The sequence below is a fragment of the Pseudarthrobacter sp. RHLT3-21 genome, from assembly GCF_059383495.1.
In genome coordinates, this window is the sequence record NZ_JBWZCI010000041.1 from 1 (window position 1) to 17,754 (window position 17,754).

Sequence of the window (17,754 nt, forward strand, 5' to 3'; positions counted from 1 at the left end):
CAACACCCCCCGGATCATTAATGACTGGGGGACTTAATCATGCCGGGACCGACAGGCCAACAACCCCAATTCTTACTCGTTAAGGGGCTACTAAAAAGGTAACGGGGGGGGGCGACGCTGCGGTCCCCGAATCGCCGATCAGACACAGGGGCCGTCCCTTGCGGATCCAGTCCCCGGTGGCGAGGGTATTGATCGTGGCTTCGTTGATGTTCGGGTTCGCGTCGTAATCGAAGTCACCCAACCACTTCTCGCGCGGGAAGTTCGCTGACTTCACCCGCCGGATGGAGGAACGCCGGTCTCTATCATCACACTCCGCCAGCAGGAGCTCGGCGAGGAACCCCTGATAAGAGAGCTGTTCCTTCCCGGCCACGGCCAGGGCTTCATCCAGCACGGCCCGGATCGTTGGCAGGCGCAGTCGGCGGCAGGCCTGATCCACGGCCGCGACCGCGGCCTGCTCCTTGGACGGAGGGGTGGGGGCAACTGGGGCAGGGAGCCTGAGTAGCCGGTCATAGCCGGCCACGGACGGCAGCTGACGCCTGTCCGGTGGCAGGCCTGCGATCACGGCTGCCGGATCAGTGAGACGGCGCTGGGTGAGACTGACAATGCGGTACTCGACGATTTCTTCTTTTGCACCGGGATGACGGTTACCCCGGGTCCACCCCATGGTGATTTCAGCCGCGCATCGGCGTGCCTGATGTGCCTGGTCGGAACACCGCCAATAGCATTGAAAGCTTCGATATGGCCTTCCAGGAACGCTTCCTGGCCTTGGGTTGGGTAGACCCGGTGAACGGCTTTACCCGAATGGGAAAGCCTGAAAGCGAACATGTGACACCTGGTCTTCACCCCGTCCAGAACCACCCCCATACATCACCGAAATCAACTTCGGCCTCAGCACCCGGGGCGTGGTCCTGAGGAACGAAGACCTCTGGCCGCCGGCCAGCGCCGACGTCGAGCTCGATCCTGCGTTTCCGGACATAGTCCCGCACCGTTGAATACGACTGGTCCACAGCGCCGTGCTCATCGGCCAGCCGGGCAAGGACCCGCCTCGCAGTATGACGCTGCTTCTTCGGAGCATCCAGATCCTGGGTCAGCATCGCATCAATGGCCGGCTTAAAGGGATCCAAGCGTGGCGCCGACCTGAGGGGCTTCTTCCGGTCCGCAGGGACTGCTGAGCGCAGAGCCAGTCTCACCGTGTCACGGCCAACACCATATTTACGGGCGAGCTCACGGGAGGACAGGCCATTCACCCTGGCATCGCGCCGAATCCCGCGAACAGGTCCATTCGTGACTCCATCTCTGCCCTCCAACACCGGAAACAATCAGATGGATCCAACACTGGAGTGGGCCTGACTCAAACCGTCATAACCTGCCCGGCGAGTTTCAGGGTGGACCTGGATCAAGCCGTCACCGCGGTCTTGAATCAAACTGTCACAATCACCAAGAACCACGGCAAACCAAAGCATGTTGCACGAGTGCCCGGACACCAGCTGCAGGTCCTACCGGTGCCGAAGACATCGACTAAAGACATCTCCTCCGGCCCTGGCCCCGCTTCGATGAGAACGAGACTGCCCGCCAGCGTCGCCAAGGACCGCCAATCCCGTACGGCAGTGGTCCCCGATAAGACTGCCATCCCACGGTCAAGTGGGCTCAATCAGGTTGACATTCCCAGACATTGGATCAGCGGCTGCTATGTCAGATGCCGGACTTAGTCATCTAACGTAGGCTTTCAACGTCCGAACGGGACTGCAAACTTCTTGGGGAAGAACAACACATGGATATTCTCCTGTCTGCCGTGTTGGCGGCCATTTTCTTCTACATCCTTTATGGGGTCATTCGGGCCGCGACGCGGGATGGCATCATTGCGGCCCGGCGGCAATCCGAAAAGGCTGACACAACCCGAACTGACGACTCGGAGTGACCAGCCCGGACCTACGGCGGTGGCCTCCCAGTGACCGCAATTACCGTCGATCAGAAGTCACGGCCATCCTCGGAAGTGGCGACCTTGTTTGGCAGCGCGCCGCATCAGACGTGCTCCGTTGGAAGGTAAAAACCGCGAGTGGGTTTGACGTGGACACCACGGGTCCGGTGTCGCCAGGCGACCGTGTGGTCGTTACGGCGCGCACGTTCGGCTTCACCGTTGTAGAACCGGTCGAAGTGGTAGCTGTTGTGCAGGAGCCCGGCCGAAGCGGGTTCTCTTACCGGACCATGCCAGGGCACCCCGTCGACGGCGAAGAAGCTTTTATCATCCATCGTCGTGGCGACGAAGTGCGCCTCACCATCCGCTCACTAACTCGAGCGGCCGTACGGCAACCGTGGCGAGTGCTCTACCCATTCCTCCTGGTGGCACAGCGAATCGTGCGGAGGCGATACTTGCGGGCTCTCCGATGACTTGGGCGAACTAATCGCCCGTGAGAGTGACCGTTTCGGTCGTAGCCTCATCTGCAGGCGTTCCGAAGATCCGGGTGGCCCGTTGTCGTTCATGACGCACGCCATCCCTCGACGTGCGGATCTGTCCAATGGACAAATACCTCGAAGGGGTTGCCGTCCGACAAGGAGTGCGCTCAGGTGATGACCTCCGTGACGTTCTTCGCGTCAGAAACGTCCCACTCGTCGACCATTCACGCATGCCGGCTCGACTGCGGAGGCGGGGGGTCGTTGGGCCGACGGACCGTTCGTGCCCCTGTAGTGTCGTGGCAACAACAGTATGGGGGCTGGAAAATGTCACAGTTCAAGTCGCGCCGCCACCGGCGGTGGTGGATACTAGGGGCGATCTTCATTGTCGCTGGCATTGCCGCGGTTCCCGTTGCTGGCGTCGTTCACTACATGATTGGCAACGCTGTTGGGCGGACAACGGTGTCAACGAGCGCCGACGGTACTGAACGCACTATCTACTGGCGGGACTACCCGGGTGTCGCCGGGGTCGACCCTCTGGAGGTCTTGGCTGGCCCGACGCCGCAAGAGGGCTACGAGACGGCGAAGACCATGATTGCGGAGATCAAGGCCGCCCTCTCGGCCGAGTTCCAGCTTGCATGGGCTCCAGCGGACGAGCGAAGTCGTAGCCCGTTTCACCGGCCAATCGAGAACCACTACGGAGGCGAGTCGCTCCTCACGAATGTGAACGGTGCCGAATCCCAGAGCACTTCCGTGCCGCAAACGTGGGACGAAAAGCAGCGGGCCATTGGCATTATCGAGGAGGTCTCCCGCCGATATGGCTACGGGGCCCCGACAATCACCGGCCTCGAGACCTGGTCAGCGGAAGACCGCATGAGAGACCTCGGCGGGCTGACGCCTGACCAACAAGTCATCGTTTCCGGGGTGGCTTTGGGTAAGGCAGGTCAGTGGCTCATGTTCAGGTTCCAGGATCTTTCCAAGGACACTAACGGCACTTTTGCGGAACGGCTCCGCCCGCCCGAAGGATCTCAGTGGCAGATGAATACGCTGGCGTTCAGCTACGGGGCCAACGGTCTTCTGGCAGCGGAACACCGCCAGGAATTCGAGACCCGCTTCGAAACCTTCCGTGGACTGACACCGCCGGAGCCGCTGGAGAGCTGAGGCATCGCCGTGGCCGGTGAAGATCCCCATCGTTGCGACAGTGCCCTGCGTACGATCGTGAGTATGAGTCGAGTCATCTTCATGTGCGGGCCGGCGGGCTCCGGCAAATCCGCTATTGCTCGTCGCTTAGCGACCGAAGGTACGGTCCGGCTGTCCTTTGACGAAATGGCGTGGCAGATGGGACTCCATATAATGCCCGTGGAGGACGGCGTCCGGCGGCAGATCGCGGCGGCGCTTCAGGCCCGCCTCCTGGATCTGGTCGTGTCAGGTGCAGATGTTGTTCTCGACTTTTCCTTCTGGTCTAAGAGCATGAGGGAGGACTACCGTCTCCTACTAAGGCCGCTGGGTGTTGAGCCCGAGACCATCTACCTGGCCACGACCCGCGAGGTCGCCCTGGCCCGCGTCCGTGCCCGCTTGGCGGGCCACGCGGACGATTTCCGGTTGAGCGCTGAACTGGCTGCCGAATATTTCGACCACTTCGAAGTCCCCACAGCAGAGGAAGGTCCGCTCACGGTCATCTCATAGCGGCCCAACGATAGCGTTGATGTGGTCAGATCCGGCATCAGATATCTACACCGGCAAGGCGTTCTAACTCTCGTACTCGAAGCGTTTGACCAGCAGTTCCTCAGCAGGAGCAAACCCGGACCTGGCATAGAAGGTCAGTGATTCGCCTGAAGGGGAGAGGGCGATCCGTGCCGCCTTGATGCTCCGTGAGAACTGAATCGCCGCCTCTAAGAGCTGGCCTCCCACTCCACGGTTGCGATATTCGGCAGCGACGAATGCGTTCCCGAGATGCACCCAGCATGTCGACTTCTTGCCGGGTTTAGGCATCCGCTCAAAGACCATGAGATTCAGCATTCCGAAAAGCGTGCCGTCCAGATCTGCGACGAACATGGTGCGCGCGTTATTTTCCTGCCAGGCTCGATAGTCACTCTCGAAGTCCGGATCCTCGGTCGATTCCCCTACTTGCTCTGCAACCCACGCGGCCCGCAGACGGATGAGACTGGGCGTATCAGCGGTGTTTGCCTGGCGAATGATGAGCATCCGCCTACTTTAGCTACCGCGGGAGGTCCTGTTCCCCGAGCGAACAGAACCGGGGCGAGGTGGGGTCATCCGAGTCGACGAGTTCTCTCAGCTGCGCAGCGGCGGTTCGCGGATCCTTGGACGCGTCAGCCTGCCCCATGTCGGTGGCCAGTTTGCCCGGGTGCACTGCCCAGCAACGGACACGCCCCTGAAGGTCCTGAGCCAGCGCGATCGTCAGCATGTTCTGCGCCGCCTTGGAGATCTTGTAGCCATAGCTTGTTGTCAGGTCCGCGAAGGTACCGCTGGCCTGGGCAGCAAGGGAGCCCAGGCGTGAGGTCACGTTGATGACGATCGGGTCAGGGGCCGCCAGCAGGTTTGGCAACAGGAACTGCACCAGTCGCAGCGGACCCGCGGCGTTTACATCGACCGCGTTTAAGACTCCCTCGGCCGGAATCGACCCCAGCTCATCATGGGGCGCTCCTTGGGCCGCGTTGTTGATCAGCAAATCGACGGGGCGGCCGTTCAGGACTTCCAGAATCTCTGAGGCATCGTTGGATCGAACATCGTGCCGAACTCTTACGACGTCGGATGGGGCGGCCCCGGCGTCCTGCGGCTGTGGTGAACGCGTGAGGGCGATGACACTCCAGCCGCCCTCCGAGAACTCATTCACGAGGGATAGGCCCAGCCCTCGGTTAGCGCCCGTGACGACAGCCAGCTTCTTCATCCGATCAGGCTAGCCGCATTCCGAAGCGCTCGCCGTCGCGGGCGCCGCGCTCAAAATTCCGCAAAGGGCTACGAAGAGGGGACGAGCCGGAAGGCGTAGCGCCCCTCGGTTTCACTGCCCGGATTCTGGTCGCTGCTCGCCTTCACCACCCAGATGGCCGTCATCCAGCATCTCCACCCCTGAGACCCTGCCCTTCTGGGGACTGATCAGCTCCTTCCTGATCAACTTCTTCGCCCCGTCCGGCGGTGGCCACTGGATGATCCAGGGGCCCTTTATGATCGACGCGGCAAACGCGATCGGCGCCTCGCAGGCCCAGACGGCCATGTCCGTCATGCTGGGCAACGCCTGGAACGACCTGGTCCAGCCCTTCTGGATCCTGCCGGCACTGGCGCTCTCAAAGTCAAGCTCAAGGACATTATGGGTTACACCGTGATCATGATGTTCTGGGTTGGCATCATCTACATCGCCGCCATCCTGCTCTGGGGCTACCTGGGCTAATGCCCGTCCTACAAGAAAAGAGAAACAAATGCTCTTCCTGGTTCGCATGGACGTCAACCTTCCCGCTGACATGCCTTCTGAGGAGGCGGCCGCCATCAAAGCAGTGGAAAAGGCCTACTCCCAGGACCTGCAGCAGCAGGGGAAGTGGCGCCACATCTGGCGCGTTGTAGGCGAGTACTCCAACTACTCGGTCTTTGATGCCGAAAGCAACGACGAACTGCACAACATGCTCTCGGGCCTGCCGCTGTTCCCGTACATGGACATTTCGGTCACTCCCCTTGCAAAGCACCCGTCAGACATCAACTGACGCAGCCCGCTGGCCCGGATCGGTACCAACCGATCCGGGCCAGCGTCTTTTGTGCGGTCTTTAGGGCAGCGCGCTGGCGTTGATGACGTTCCCGCCGTCGGCCGTGATGTAGCAATCCACGCGCCGGTCGCCTGATTCCCAACTGGTGCTGCTGGGGTAGGCCCTCTGGAAGTTAAGCGTGTACTCGTTCGCTGCCGGTGCCAGCTTTGCCGCCTGGCAGGCCTCCAGTGCCTTGGCTGCGAGGGCCTCCCGGCCCGGATAGGAGCCGACGGCGGGGTAGCGGAAGACGGCGACGAGCTGGGCCGAGTGGCCGGTATCGCAGGCCACCACCGTTGACCGCAAGGCCGCGGGATCAAAATCCTTGAAGCAGTCGCCCAGCCGGTAGTCCGCCGGCGCCACGCCCTCACGGGGGAGTGGGAGCGGGGTGGCCAGGGGAGTGGGTGAGATTTCCACGATCCCGGAGCCGCCGTCGTCGGACGTCTCCTGCGCCCCGGAATCCAGCCACGCGGCCAGCCACACCAGGCCTCCCACCACTCCCAGCAGAACCACCACGAAGAGAGCCTTCAGGAATGTTGATGCGACCCGCCGGGGCTTCCGGGCCGTGCCCTCCATGGCAGGCGCCGGGACCGCCACCTGCGGCAACCCCGCCGTGGGCGGAACGGGGGGTTTGGGCGGGATGGGGCGCAATTCCTGGTTGTCCATCCGGATACCCCTCCTGGGTTTCGCCTCGGGATGCTGCGCGCTCCGTGCACCCGGACCGGCAGCTGATGAAGAGACTCTATCCAACAAAAAAGCCGGGAACCCTGCGCATCGCGGCGGTAAGGGTACCCGACATGGCGTCCGCGCGCACGGGCCGGGGAGCACCGGGCGCGGAAAGCATGTAATCTAGGAGTTACGACAAATTGACCAAACATTCCGGGGCCTCACCGATAGCCAAGGTGACCACCTCCGGTCCGAGTACAAAAGGGGGTCACGCCATGGGGCGCGGCCGTCAAAAGGCAAAAGCTACCAAGCAGGCTCGGGATATTAAGTACTATTCCCCGAACACTGACTATTCGGCCCTTCAGCGCGAGCTCAAAGGTCCTGAAGGTCGTGCCACGAGCCATTTCGCGAATGACCCGGTTGAACCGGACTATTCGGCTTATGTGGATAAGTACGCGGACGATTTGGAAGAAGACGACGACGAGGTAGACACCCGTCGGATCGGCTAGTTGTCGCACGCCGGTCCCGCCGCAAGGCGCCCGGCCCGCGACACTGCAGTACGTTCGGACGCCGCAGTTGTTCGTGAGTACAGCACTTCTTTTCAGCACCCCGGATCCCAGCGGACCCGCGGTGCTGGCCTCAGTTATCAGGCCCGTTGCCTGCGCCGGAACCCGGTGCCGGCGGCGGGCTTTTTGGTGTTGACTGGAGTCCTCATGCGCTGTGCCGCCCGCGAAAGGACCTCCCATGCCAGGAAACTCCTCATCCCCCAGCTACCGCCACGGTGAACCGTGCTGGGCTGATGTCCAGACCCGGGACGTGGAAGCAGCGAAGGCCTTCTACGCAGCGGTGTTCGGGTGGACTTTCAAGGACCTGCCCACGCCCGATGGCCGCAGCTATGCCCAGGCGTTTGTGGGGGAGGACCTGGTGGCCGTGGTGGCGCCGCAGAATCCGCACCAGGAATCACTCGGCACGCACGCCCAATGGAACATCTACTTCGCCGCGGAGGACGCCGTTGTGCTGGCCGCGGAAGTTCCCCATGCAGGAGGTTCAGTGCAGTTCGGCCCTGAGGAAGTGGCGGACACCGGCGTGATGGTGCTTGTGGATCCTCCCGGCGGCGGGACCACCGGCGTGTGGCAGCCCGGAACGCACACCGGCTCCGGCCGGTACAACGAGGCCGGTGCTCTGTCCTGGACGGAACTGCTGACGCCCGAGCCGCGGGCCGCCGTCGGGTTTTTCCAGCAGCTGTTCGGCCACGAGGTGACCGAGTATCCCCAGGACGACGGCGGGACGTACAGCACGCTGATGGTGAACGGCGCGGAGGTGGCCGGGATAGTCGCGGCCGAGGCTCCTGCGAGGTGGCAGATCTACTTCGGTGTCTCCGACGTGGCCGATGCTGTGCGGAAGGCCGTGGCGGCGGGGGCCGAAGTGCTGATTGCGCCGGAGCCGGATGACGACGATACTCCCGGCGCCACGGCCACCCTTCAGGACCCGCAGGGCGGTGTGTTCAGCCTGCTGGAGGTTTAGCCCTGAGGCTTAACGCATCGAGTGCTCCCCACCACCCCCCTCGCCTCGCAAGCTCGGCCAGGGAACCCTGGCGGCGTGGGCCCAACCGCCGTTTTCAAGGTTCAAAAGGGCGGTTGCGAAGCTCGATGAGGGTTCTAGGCGTAGGCGTTGACCAAACGGACGGCGCCGCCGTCCACGCCCTTGGCGCCCTGGACGTAGTCCGGGCCGGTCTTGAGGATGGAATCCGAGTCCGCGGTGACGGTGCCCATGATCCAGGACGGCACGCCGCTGTCGTTGAGGCGGGCCACGGCGGCGTCGGCGGCTTCGGCGGACACGATGGCCACCATGCCTACGCCGAGGTTCAGGGTGCGCTCCAGATCGGCCAGCGGGACGTTGCCCAGCTCGGAGACCAGCTTAAAGATGGCCGGCAGCTCCCAGGTGGCGCGGTCCACGGTGGCCACGAGGCCCTGCGGCAGGACGCGGGCCAGGTTGGCGGCCAGGCCGCCGCCGGTGACATGGCTGAAGCCGTGCACGGCGTTGGCGCTGCTCACCGGGAAGGCACGGGCCAGGTCCAGGCAGTCCGCAGCGTAGACGCGGGTGGGCTCCAGCAGTTCCTCGCCCAACGTGCGGCCGAGTTCGGAGACCTGGCGGTCCAGTGCCCAGCCGGCGTGGTTGATGACGCGGCGGACCAGGGAGTAGCCGTTGGAGTGCAGGCCAGAGGAGGCCATGCCAATCACAACGTCGCCGGCGCGGACGCGGTCCGGGCCCAGCAGGTCGGAGGCTTCGACAACACCGGTGGCGGCACCGGCAACGTCGTATTCGTGCTCGCCCAGCAGGCCGGGGTGCTCGGCGGTTTCGCCGCCCACCAGGGCGGTGCCGGCGACGGAGCAGGCGGCGGCGATGCCACGGACGATGTCCGCGATGCGCTCCGGAACAACCTTGCCGCAGGCGATGTAATCGGTCATAAAGAGGGGCTCGGCGCCCACCACTACGATGTCGTCCACCACCATGCCCACCAGGTCAAAGCCGATGGTGTCGTGGATGTCCATGGCCTGGGCGATGGCAACCTTGGTGCCCACGCCGTCGGTGGACGTGGCCAGCAGCGGGCGCTTGAAGGTCAGCAGACGCGAGACGTCGTACAGGCCGGCGAAGCCGCCCACGCCGCCGATGACGGAGGAATTGTGGGTGGCCTTCACGGCACCCTTCATCAGCTCCACGGCGCGGTCGCCGGCCTCAACGTCAACACCGGCGGAGGCGTACGTGATGCCTGCGGGGCTCAGTGGGCTGTTGCCGGCGGCGGGGGTTGCGGAAGTCATACGGACTCTTTCTTTTCAGCGCCGGGGGTGGTGGCTTCGTGGTGGATCGCGGGCACGTGGTCTTCTTCGGTGAGCAGGTTCTCGAACTCGGCGTCCGGCCCGGGATCGCAGCCGGTGGCGCCGGCCTTCTCCGCGGGGTCCTCCTCTGCGTCGATCGCCAGCGCAGCCGTTGCGCCGGGGAGGGCAGAGGGCGACGGCGTGAGGCCGCCGAGGTCGGTGCGCTCCAGCAGGTTCTTGCCCAGTTTGTCCGCGCCCGGGAGCTCGATGGGGTACTTGCCGGTGAAGCAGGCGGTGCAGAGGCGCTCGCGCGGCTGCTTGGTGGCGTTGATCATGCCGTCTTCGGAGACGTACGCGAGGGAATCGGCGCCGATGGCCTGGGAGATTTCCTCGATGGTGGCGCCGTTGGCGATCAATTCCGCGCGGGAAGCGAAGTCGATGCCGTAGAAGCACGGCCATTTGACCGGCGGGGAGGAGATCTTGATGTGGACGGACGCGGCGCCGGCCTCGCGGAGCATCCGGACGATGGCGCGCTGGGTGTTACCGCGGACGATCGAGTCATCCACCACCACCACACGCTTGCCGCGGATCACGGACTCGAGGGCGTTCAGCTTGAGCCGGATGCCCAGCTGGCGCAGGGTCTGCGAGGGCTGGATGAACGTGCGGCCCACGTAGGAGTTCTTGACGAAGCCGTGCGCGAAGGGGATGCCGGATTCCTCGGCGTAGCCCACGGCGGCCGGGGTGCCGGACTCCGGAACCGGGATGACGATGTCCGCGTCCTGGGTGTTTTCGCGGGCCAGCTGGCGGCCCATCTCAACACGGGACTCGTACACGGAGCGTCCCGCGATGGCGGCGTCCGGACGGGCGAGGTAAACGTATTCGAAAACGCAGCCAGCCGGCGTCGCCTCCGCGAAGCGCTTGGAACGCACGCCGTCCTCGTCGATGGCGATGAATTCGCCCGGCTCGATTTCACGGATGAAGCTGGCGCCCACGGTGGCCAGGGCGGACTGCTCGGAGGCAACCACCCAGCCGCGCTCCAGCCGGCCCAGGACCAGCGGGCGGATGCCGTAGGTATCGCGTGCGGCGTAGAGGGTGCCTTCGTCCATAAACACGAAGCAGAAGCCACCCTTGATCTTCGGCAGCAGCTCCATGGCGGTCTGTTCGAGGGTCTTGCCCTCCTCGCCTTCAAGCAGTGCCGTGACCAGGGCGGTATCCGAGGTGTTGCCCTGCTTCATTTCGCCGCTGAGCTGGCCGCCGTTGCGTTCCATGATCATGGCGTTGAGCTCGGCCGTGTTGGTCAGGTTGCCGTTGTGCGCCAGGGCAACCGTGCCGGTGCTGGTGGCGCCGAGGGTGGGCTGGGCGTTGGCCCAGTGGCTGGCTCCGGTGGTGGAGTAGCGGCAGTGTCCCACCGCCAGGTGCCCGGTCAGGGTGTTCAGCGTGGTCTCGTCGAAGACCTGGGAAACGAGCCCCATGTCCTTATAGACGTTGATCCGCTTGCCGTCACTGGTAGCTATACCAGCCGACTCCTGCCCGCGGTGCTGCAATGCATACAGCCCGTAATAGGTAAGTTTTGCTACTTCTTCACCTGGCGCCCAGACCCCGAAAACGCCACAAGCGTCCTGAGGTCCCTTTTCGCCAGGGAGAAGATCATGAGAAAGTTTTCCATCGCCGCGTGCCACTGGTCGATTATCTCACGAGATGCGGTAAGACTTTTCCGCCGCGGCCATTGTGACCCGCCCGGGCGCCGGGCGCCTGTGTTGGCGCCCGTGTTGGTGCCTACGGCCAAGCGCCGTCGTCGGGCTCTGAATCCGGGACCGCTTCCACGATGGCGCGTTTCTGGCGCCTGACGCTCCGCCGGTCCAGCAGCAGGGCCACCACGGCGCCCAGAACCGCGCCGCCGGCGCCGAACATGACCAGGAAGAAGCCGAACACCGAGCCGCGTTCGAAGGATTCGTCGCCGGGGAGACCGTACGCAACGGCGGCAGCCACCGCTGCGCCCACCAGGGCGCCGAGGATGAGGAACGGCACATATTTCGGTGCCCGGCGGACGGTGACCTCGCGGCGCTCAGCGGGGGTTTCTTCAAAAGACATGCGCTCTAGCCTACTCATCATTGCCGTTGCTCTATCACGTACGGCTGCCAAAGCAGCCGAATGGGAACCGTAGGTGATAGAGCATCCGGGGTGGGAAGGGTCAGGGCTGTGACGTCCGGGACAGGATCCAGGTGTTCGTGCCGTCCTGCCGTTCGAAGGTGACGGTGGTGACCAGCGCCTCGATGAGCGCCAGGCCGCGGCCGGACTCGGAATCGTCGTCGGGGGTTCCCGGCTCCATGGGACCGAACGGCGGCTTGGCGAAGAAGGCGCTGACCCGGGCCTGCAGGAGCCTGGGCTGGACACTGATGTCCACTCCCAGCTCCACCGGTTTCTGTGCTTTGGCTGGCTGCGCGTGCTGGACGATGTTGGACGCGGACTCGATCACCGCCGTGGTGAACGTCATCTGGTCCATGGCCTGGACGAACGGCGCGTCCGCCCAGAGGCCGTCCAGCTCGTTGTGGACGGATTCGATGGCCTCGGCCGTGGACAGTCCCCGGAAGCTCCGCTGGGCCAGGACCTCAGTCATTGCGGAACGCCTCGTCGGCGGAGGCGTAGGCAGTCAGCACCCGGTCCATGCTGGTCAGCTCGAGCACCATTTTCACCTGCGGCTGGACCGCTGCGATGCGAAGATCCCCGCCGGCCTGACGGGCGGCCTTGAGGCAGCCGATCAGCGCGCCAAGTCCCGAGGAATCCATAAACGCCGTGTTCTCCAGGTTCACCACGATCCGCGAGGAACCGCCGGCGATCACATCGGTGACGAATTCGCGCAGCTTGGGTGCGGACACCATGTTCAGCCGCCCGTCCGCCTTGACCTCCGCGTACGAATCCTTGACCTCGTAACTAAACTCCATCGGCTTTCCTCTCTCCAGCATCAACGTCCACAGCGGGTTCGTAGCCCTGGTACAAAACAGCCCGGACCAGGATGCTCATGACCACCAGGTCAAAAATAACCCAGCCCACGTTCACCAGCGTGCCAAGCGGCTCGGCCAGCCCCGTGGCCAATCGGATAATCCCGACGACGGCGGCCACCGCCAGCAGCACGCTCACCACAATCTGGGGCCGGATGAGGCTCCAGCTGGGGCCGCCGGTCTGGCGGGCTTTGGGGGTGACGGCGAACCCCAGGGGACGGCCGAACCAGACGTTCCGGGCCGCCGTCGAACACGCCTTGATCCAGGTGGGGAACAGTGCCAGGCTGTACTGCTGCCCGCGCCAGGTGGGAATTCCCCGGCCGGCCACGGCGAACAGCAGCTGGTTGGCGACCATAAACGGGATAAACCGCAGGAAGAAGTCCCAGCTGAGGCTGGACACCGGCAGGACGCCCAGCAGCAGGTAGATGATGGGGGCGGCGAAGTAGATGACCGCCGCGTAACCGCTCAGGTAGGTCCACATGGTGGCGAAGTACATCAGCCGCTGGCCAATCTTCAGGCCCTTCTGCACCAGCGGGTTCTCGCGAAGCAGCACCTGCATGGTCCCCTGCGCCCAGCGGAGGCGCTGGGTGAGCATGGTCTTGAGGTCCTCGGGCGCCAGGCCGTAAGCCAGGATCTCGTGGTGGTAGACACTTTCCCAGCCCATGGCATGCATACGCATGGCCGTGGCCATGTCCTCGGTGACGGAGATGGTGGCCAGCGGCATGACCGGCTGGGCTTCGTCGTTCCGCTCAACGTTGAGGGCATCCAGGACGGCCTGCACGGATTCCAGGGCGCCCAGCGGCGACCAGTCCCGGGCCGACATGCGCTGGACGGCGTCGTCAGCAACCACCGGGACGCCGGCGTCACCCACATGCGCCAGTTCCATGGCGGCGATCTCTTCGAGGTCGGCCTGCAGGGCGGACATGTCAGCCTGGACCAGCGTCTGCACGGCCGCGTCCACGCGGCGGCGGACCCGAAACGTGATCTCACTCATGGCCTCGCCGGCCGCCATCTGTTCCTGGGCTTCCAGCGTGGCTGCCTCCACCGCGTCCAGCACTTCGGCCACGAGCGGGGTGTTTATGTCCGCGGATTTGCGCGCCTGGCTGATGGCGGAACGGGAGGCCGTGAGGGCGCGGCGGATGCTCTTTTCGGTCTCCTTGACGTAGCCCACCAAGCCCAGCTGCATCAGGGCCTCGCGCCGCAGGATGGCGTTGGAGCCGCAGAAGAACGCCGCGTTCCAGCCGTCCTTGCCCTGCTGGATCGGCCCGTAGAACAGCGGTGCCTGGCTGCCGAGTGGATCGTGGGCGGGCACGTTGCTGAAGTACTGCGGCGTCTGGACCAAGGCCACCCGGCGGTTGTTGAAATAGCCCAACGTCTTTTCCAGGATGTCCGGCTCAGGGATCTGGTCCGCATCCAGGATCAGCAGGAATTCGCCGTGCGTGACCATCAGGGCGTTGTTCAGGTTGCCCGCTTTGGCGTGGCGCGGCACCTTGGCGGTCCAGTCCTCGCTGCGCGTCACATAACCCAGCCCGTGCTCTTCGGCGAGGGCCTTCAGCTCGGGGCGGGCGCCGTCGTCGAGAATCCATGTGCTGTGCTGGTGCCGGATCTTCTGCGCCGCCAGGGCGGTGGTCATGACCATGTCCAGGTCTTCGTTGTACGTGGTGATGAGGACGTCAACGGTGGCGTCGTGGGGCGGCGCGGGTGCTCCCTTGCGGATCTTGAGCTGCCACACGGTCATACCGAACAACATCACGTCGATCAGGCTGTACGTCTCGGCCACCACCAGGGGCACCGCAATCCACCAGGCATCCCAGTTGAGCGAGGACGCCCAGCGCCAGCCCACGTAGTTCACGCCCAGGATGACGGTCAGAACCACCACCAGGCGGGTCCAGAAACGCGTCATACCGCGGCTGGCTCAGGCAAGCGGCGCACCACGACTACAGTGACGTCATCCTCAGCGGTTTCGGCGGGAGCCAGGGCCATGATGGCGTCGCTGGCGGACTGCGCGGAACCCTGGCCATGGGCGGCAGCGAGGACTGCCTCGGTGAACTTCTCCACAGAGTCGAAGACGTCCAGAACACCGTCGCTGACCACCACCAGGGAGTCTCCCGGGGCCAGGCCGACGGCGGACTGCGGCCAGGCGGACCCGGCCCAGGCGCCGACGGGCGGGCCGCCGCTCGGAAGTCGGTGCGCCGACCCTTCGGCGGTGACGTGCAGCGCCAGTCCGTGGCCGGCGTCGACATAGCTGACGACGCCGGATGCAGCGTCCAGCCGGGCGTGGAAGAGGGTGACAAACGAGTTGGAGGAATCCAGGTCCGCCGCGATGGTTTGGCTGGCCGATGCGAAGGCCGCGTCCAGGTCCTGGCGCTGTCCCGTGGACCGCATGACTGCCCGGACGGTGGCCGCGATGAGGGCTGCGCCCATGCCCTTGCCCATGGCATCGGCGAACGTCAGGTGCAGGCCCTCGGGCGTGCGGTACCAGTCGTAGAAGTCCCCGCCCACGCTGCGGGACGGGCGGAAGTCGCCGGCGACGTCGTACCCGTCCACCCGGAGGTCCTCCTGGGGCAGCAGGCTTTGCTGGACCTCGGTGGCGCGTTCCAGCTCGCTCGTCACGGCTGTGTCCGCGACGGACGGCTGCCGGCGGCGGAACAGGGCGTTGATCCTGGACTGAAGTTCGCGGGGGCTGAACGGTTTGCTGATGTAGTCATCGGCGCCGTTGTCCAAGCCTGTGAGCTTGTCCAGTTCGTCGGCGCGGGCGGTGAGCATCACGATGAAGGCGTCCGAAAATTCACGCAGGAGTTTGCAGACTTCGAGCCCGTCCACGTCCGGGAGGTTCAGGTCCAGGGTGATCAGATCCGGCTTGGCGCGGCGGACCTCCTCCACGCCGGGAAGGCCGGCCTCGGCCTGCGTGACCTCGAAACCCTGCTTGACCAGGATCCGGACAAGGAGGCCACGGATGTCCGGATCGTCCTCAATCACAACGGCACGGCGCGGTTCGGGCATGGAAGGCATGACTCTACTTCTACCGTATTAGGGCCGGTGAAGCATGTCATAGACGTGACAACGAAGGTTGAAGTCGGGCAGCACCGGGCATTCCGGGTCGGGCGGCCATGAGTGTGAAGCGGTCTTGCCGGAATACTTCCTTGGCCTTGATGGGACCTTGAGGCTCCTTGGCCACACTCGAAGGACCAGCTACGAAGGAATATGCGGATTGCCGGAGGACGGTGCGGGAGTTATGGAACCAACGGAATCCGTCAGGCTGCCGGGCAGGCTGGCACGCTCGTGGCGGCTCTTGAAGCAGGGCCGCCGCCCGCGCAGCACCGTTCACTACCTGAGCCATTCCTGGAAGCTCCGCTCACTGTCCCGGTCGCTGGCCCAAGCTTTGGGGGAGTCCTGGGAGGCCTCCAGCTGGCCTGGGGACCGGCTGGCCGTCGGAGTGGAGCTCTCCGAAAAAGTCGAACAGCTGACCCGCCGCCTCAACCGCGAAACAGAACTTCACGGCCGCCTGGCAGCCCTCGCGAAATAGCCGTTCCCTGCTGACCCATTCCGTGCCACACTGAAGGACAATCACGTGGCTGGGGGATAACCAGGTCAGGAGATTGCCGTGCAATGGTACACAGGGTGGGCTTACCTCTTAGCTGGGCTCATGACCATGGACGCGATGATGCTGGCCTTGTGGTTGATAGACATGGACTGGCCGAATAACTGGCGGAAGAAGCCCTGATCAACGCAGGCTGCGCCTGCTGGTCCCGCGTCAGTACGCACGGCGTCAGCGCAGGTCCAACCGCATCAGGACGCGCGGGAATCCGTTGAGCACCGAATCCGTATCCGCGGCCTTGACGAACCCGGCCTTCTCAAAGAGTTTGCGTGTGCCCACGTAGGCCATGGTGAGATCCACTTTGCTGCCGCCGTTGTCCACCGGGTACCCCTCAATGGCGGGCGCGCCGTAGCTGCGGGCCAGCTCCACGGCACCCTTGAGCAGGTGATGGGAGATCCCCTTGCCGCGGTATCCGGGCCTGACCCGGATGCACCACACAGACCAAACGTCCAGGTCATCCACGTGCGGAATCCTGCGGTTGCGGGCAAAACCGGTGTCCGTGCGGGGGTGGACAGCTGCCCACCCAACTGCTTCGTCGCCGTCGTACGCCAAAACCCCTGGCGGCGGATCCTGCGCCACAAGCTCCTTCACCAGGTCGCCGCGGGCCGTTCCGCGCAGCTCAAGGTTCTGTTTGGACGGAATGCGGTAGCTCAGGCACCAGCAGACGTTGGCATCGGGCCGCTTGGGGCCAACCAGCGTTTTGACGTCTTCGAACAGCGTTCCCGGACGGACTTCGATCGCCATGCCTGACTCCCCGGTTGGTGGGCTGCCTGTGCCCCGCCAGACTAGACCCCCAGCGACTCCCGAAGGGCGGCGACGTGGCCCTGCGCCTTGACCTGGTACTGCGCCAGCGCCACGTTGCCGTCGGGGTCCACCACCACGGTGGAGCGGACCAGGCCTTCGACGATCTCGCCATTGACCAGCTTTTCGCCCCATGCGCCGTAGGCGAGGGCTACTGCGTGGTCCTCGTCGGAGAGCAGCGGGAAAGTGAGGTTGAAGTCGCCGGTGAAATCGGCCAGCTTCGCCGGGGCGTCAGGGGAGATGCCCAGGACTTCATAGCGGGAGCCCTGCAGCGATGAGAGGCTGTCGCGGAAATCGCAGGCCTCGGTGGTGCAGCCGGGGGTTGCCGCCTCCGGGTAAAAGTACACGATGACGTTTTTGCCGCGGTAGTTGGCCAGGGACGTTTCCTTGCCCTCGGCGTCCTGCAGGGTGAAATCGGGGGCCTCGGTACCTGGCTGAAGTTTGATGGTCAGTTGGGGGCTCATGGCGTTTCCTTCGGGAGACTCTGATGGCAAAAGACAGGAAACCAGTGAATCGGCTTTCCACCTTAAACAACAACTCCAGCGTCATTTGAAGTATTCCGGCTGGTCCAGGGCCGGGACCTATGCAGGGGCCCTTTTCAGGCTCCGTGACCGTCCGGGCGGTCCCCTGTTGCCTCATTGCAATACCTCCGGGAAGGGTGATTCGTTGCCTCATCTGAAAACCTCCGGATTTTCAGTTGTTCCAGGCCCTGTTGATGGGTTTGGCGGCGGCGG

The 17,754-nt window shown here is 64.3% G+C and carries 21 protein-coding genes and 2 pseudogenes; 9 read left to right on the forward strand and 14 right to left on the reverse strand.

The features are described 5' to 3' along the window. Positions 1 to 112: 112 nt before the first annotated feature. Together AC50YA_RS22295 and istA are read right to left on the reverse strand one after the other, a co-directional pair. Positions 113 to 457: pseudogene (locus AC50YA_RS22295) on the reverse strand (ATP-binding protein); the annotation flags it as partial. 230 nt (positions 458 to 687) lie between these two features. Continuing rightward, positions 688 to 1,294: pseudogene (istA, locus tag AC50YA_RS22300) on the reverse strand (IS21 family transposase); the annotation flags it as partial. Between the two features lie 477 nt (positions 1,295 to 1,771). Here istA and AC50YA_RS22305 point away from each other — a divergent pair. The 4 genes from AC50YA_RS22305 (at position 1,772) to AC50YA_RS22320 (ending at position 4,077) form a co-directional block, all read left to right on the forward strand. Then, complete coding sequence (locus tag AC50YA_RS22305; RefSeq protein ID WP_494984351.1) at positions 1,772 to 1,918, forward strand: hypothetical protein; 147 nt, start codon at positions 1,772 to 1,774, stop codon at positions 1,916 to 1,918. Continuing rightward, a complete protein-coding gene (locus AC50YA_RS22310) occupies positions 1,915 to 2,388 on the forward strand; it encodes a DUF1990 family protein (protein WP_494984352.1) in 474 nt (157 codons plus the stop codon). Before AC50YA_RS22305 ends, AC50YA_RS22310 begins: the two co-directional genes overlap by 4 nt. Positions 2,389 to 2,718: 330 nt before the next feature. After that, entirely contained in the window at positions 2,719 to 3,552 is an 834-nt protein-coding gene (locus tag AC50YA_RS22315; protein ID WP_494984353.1) for a hypothetical protein, read from the forward strand. Between the two features lie 81 nt (positions 3,553 to 3,633). Next, a complete protein-coding gene (locus tag AC50YA_RS22320) occupies positions 3,634 to 4,077 on the forward strand; it encodes a P-loop nucleotide/nucleoside kinase family protein (protein ID WP_494984368.1) in 444 nt (147 codons plus the stop codon). Between the two features lie 63 nt (positions 4,078 to 4,140). Here the strand turns inward: AC50YA_RS22320 and AC50YA_RS22325 are convergent, their stop codons facing one another. After that, complete coding sequence (locus tag AC50YA_RS22325; RefSeq protein ID WP_494984354.1) at positions 4,141 to 4,596, reverse strand: GNAT family N-acetyltransferase; 456 nt, start codon at positions 4,594 to 4,596, stop codon at positions 4,141 to 4,143. 13 nt (positions 4,597 to 4,609) lie between these two features. Next, positions 4,610 to 5,299, reverse strand: a complete 690-nt coding sequence (locus tag AC50YA_RS22330) for an SDR family NAD(P)-dependent oxidoreductase (RefSeq protein WP_494984355.1) — start codon at positions 5,297 to 5,299, stop codon at positions 4,610 to 4,612. A 220-nt stretch (positions 5,300 to 5,519) separates the two neighbouring features. Here AC50YA_RS22330 and AC50YA_RS22335 point away from each other — a divergent pair, with 220 nt between their 5' ends. Together AC50YA_RS22335 and catC are read left to right on the forward strand one after the other, a co-directional pair. Next, entirely contained in the window at positions 5,520 to 5,732 is a 213-nt protein-coding gene (locus AC50YA_RS22335) for a TIGR00366 family protein (RefSeq protein WP_494984369.1), read from the forward strand. A 93-nt stretch (positions 5,733 to 5,825) separates the two neighbouring features. Further along, positions 5,826 to 6,104: a muconolactone Delta-isomerase gene (catC, locus tag AC50YA_RS22340; protein ID WP_252568538.1), complete on the forward strand. Its 279-nt coding sequence runs from the start codon at positions 5,826 to 5,828 to the stop codon at positions 6,102 to 6,104. Between the two features lie 60 nt (positions 6,105 to 6,164). On the opposite strand, the gene AC50YA_RS22345 is transcribed toward catC, so the two are convergent. Beyond that, entirely contained in the window at positions 6,165 to 6,806 is a 642-nt protein-coding gene (locus AC50YA_RS22345) for a septum formation family protein (RefSeq protein WP_494984356.1), read from the reverse strand. Between the two features lie 275 nt (positions 6,807 to 7,081). On the opposite strand from AC50YA_RS22345, the gene AC50YA_RS22350 reads away from it, so the two are divergent. Further along, positions 7,082 to 7,315, forward strand: coding sequence for a DUF3073 domain-containing protein (locus tag AC50YA_RS22350; RefSeq protein WP_463861731.1), 234 nt, complete (start codon positions 7,082 to 7,084; stop codon positions 7,313 to 7,315). 235 nt (positions 7,316 to 7,550) lie between these two features. Beyond that, positions 7,551 to 8,330 carry a VOC family protein gene (locus AC50YA_RS22355; RefSeq protein WP_494984357.1) on the forward strand — a complete coding sequence of 260 codons (780 nt, stop codon included), beginning with the start codon at positions 7,551 to 7,553 and terminating at the stop codon, positions 8,328 to 8,330. A gap of 134 nt (positions 8,331 to 8,464) precedes the next feature. Here AC50YA_RS22355 and purM read toward each other — a convergent pair whose 3' ends face one another. From purM to AC50YA_RS22390, 7 genes are all read right to left on the reverse strand, one after another. Then, positions 8,465 to 9,625 (reverse strand): phosphoribosylformylglycinamidine cyclo-ligase, encoded by a 1,161-nt coding sequence (purM, locus tag AC50YA_RS22360; protein WP_494984358.1) that lies wholly within the window; start codon positions 9,623 to 9,625, stop codon positions 8,465 to 8,467. Further along, entirely contained in the window at positions 9,622 to 11,301 is a 1,680-nt protein-coding gene (gene purF / locus AC50YA_RS22365) for an amidophosphoribosyltransferase (RefSeq protein WP_494984359.1), read from the reverse strand. The genes purM and purF overlap by 4 nt, the downstream gene beginning before the upstream one ends. A gap of 97 nt (positions 11,302 to 11,398) precedes the next feature. Continuing rightward, complete coding sequence (locus AC50YA_RS22370) at positions 11,399 to 11,713, reverse strand: hypothetical protein (RefSeq protein WP_494984360.1); 315 nt, start codon at positions 11,711 to 11,713, stop codon at positions 11,399 to 11,401. 100 nt (positions 11,714 to 11,813) lie between these two features. Beyond that, positions 11,814 to 12,239 carry an ATP-binding protein gene (locus AC50YA_RS22375; protein WP_494984361.1) on the reverse strand — a complete coding sequence of 142 codons (426 nt, stop codon included), beginning with the start codon at positions 12,237 to 12,239 and terminating at the stop codon, positions 11,814 to 11,816. Beyond that, positions 12,232 to 12,564: an STAS domain-containing protein gene (locus tag AC50YA_RS22380; protein ID WP_494984362.1), complete on the reverse strand. Its 333-nt coding sequence runs from the start codon at positions 12,562 to 12,564 to the stop codon at positions 12,232 to 12,234. Before AC50YA_RS22380 ends, AC50YA_RS22375 begins: the two co-directional genes overlap by 8 nt. Continuing rightward, entirely contained in the window at positions 12,554 to 14,524 is a 1,971-nt protein-coding gene (locus AC50YA_RS22385; protein WP_494984363.1) for a glycosyltransferase family 2 protein, read from the reverse strand. Before AC50YA_RS22385 ends, AC50YA_RS22380 begins: the two co-directional genes overlap by 11 nt. Then, entirely contained in the window at positions 14,521 to 15,633 is a 1,113-nt protein-coding gene (locus AC50YA_RS22390; RefSeq protein WP_494984364.1) for a PP2C family protein-serine/threonine phosphatase, read from the reverse strand. The genes AC50YA_RS22385 and AC50YA_RS22390 overlap by 4 nt, the downstream gene beginning before the upstream one ends. Before the next feature lie 223 nt (positions 15,634 to 15,856). On the opposite strand from AC50YA_RS22390, the gene AC50YA_RS22395 reads away from it, so the two are divergent. Continuing rightward, positions 15,857 to 16,147 carry a hypothetical protein gene (locus AC50YA_RS22395; RefSeq protein ID WP_494984365.1) on the forward strand — a complete coding sequence of 97 codons (291 nt, stop codon included), beginning with the start codon at positions 15,857 to 15,859 and terminating at the stop codon, positions 16,145 to 16,147. A 243-nt stretch (positions 16,148 to 16,390) separates the two neighbouring features. Here AC50YA_RS22395 and AC50YA_RS22400 read toward each other — a convergent pair whose 3' ends face one another. Both AC50YA_RS22400 and bcp read right to left on the reverse strand, forming a co-directional pair. Beyond that, entirely contained in the window at positions 16,391 to 16,963 is a 573-nt protein-coding gene (locus AC50YA_RS22400) for a GNAT family N-acetyltransferase (protein ID WP_494984366.1), read from the reverse strand. A gap of 41 nt (positions 16,964 to 17,004) precedes the next feature. After that, entirely contained in the window at positions 17,005 to 17,484 is a 480-nt protein-coding gene (bcp, locus tag AC50YA_RS22405; protein ID WP_494984367.1) for a thioredoxin-dependent thiol peroxidase, read from the reverse strand. Between the last annotated feature and the right edge of the window lie 270 nt (positions 17,485 to 17,754).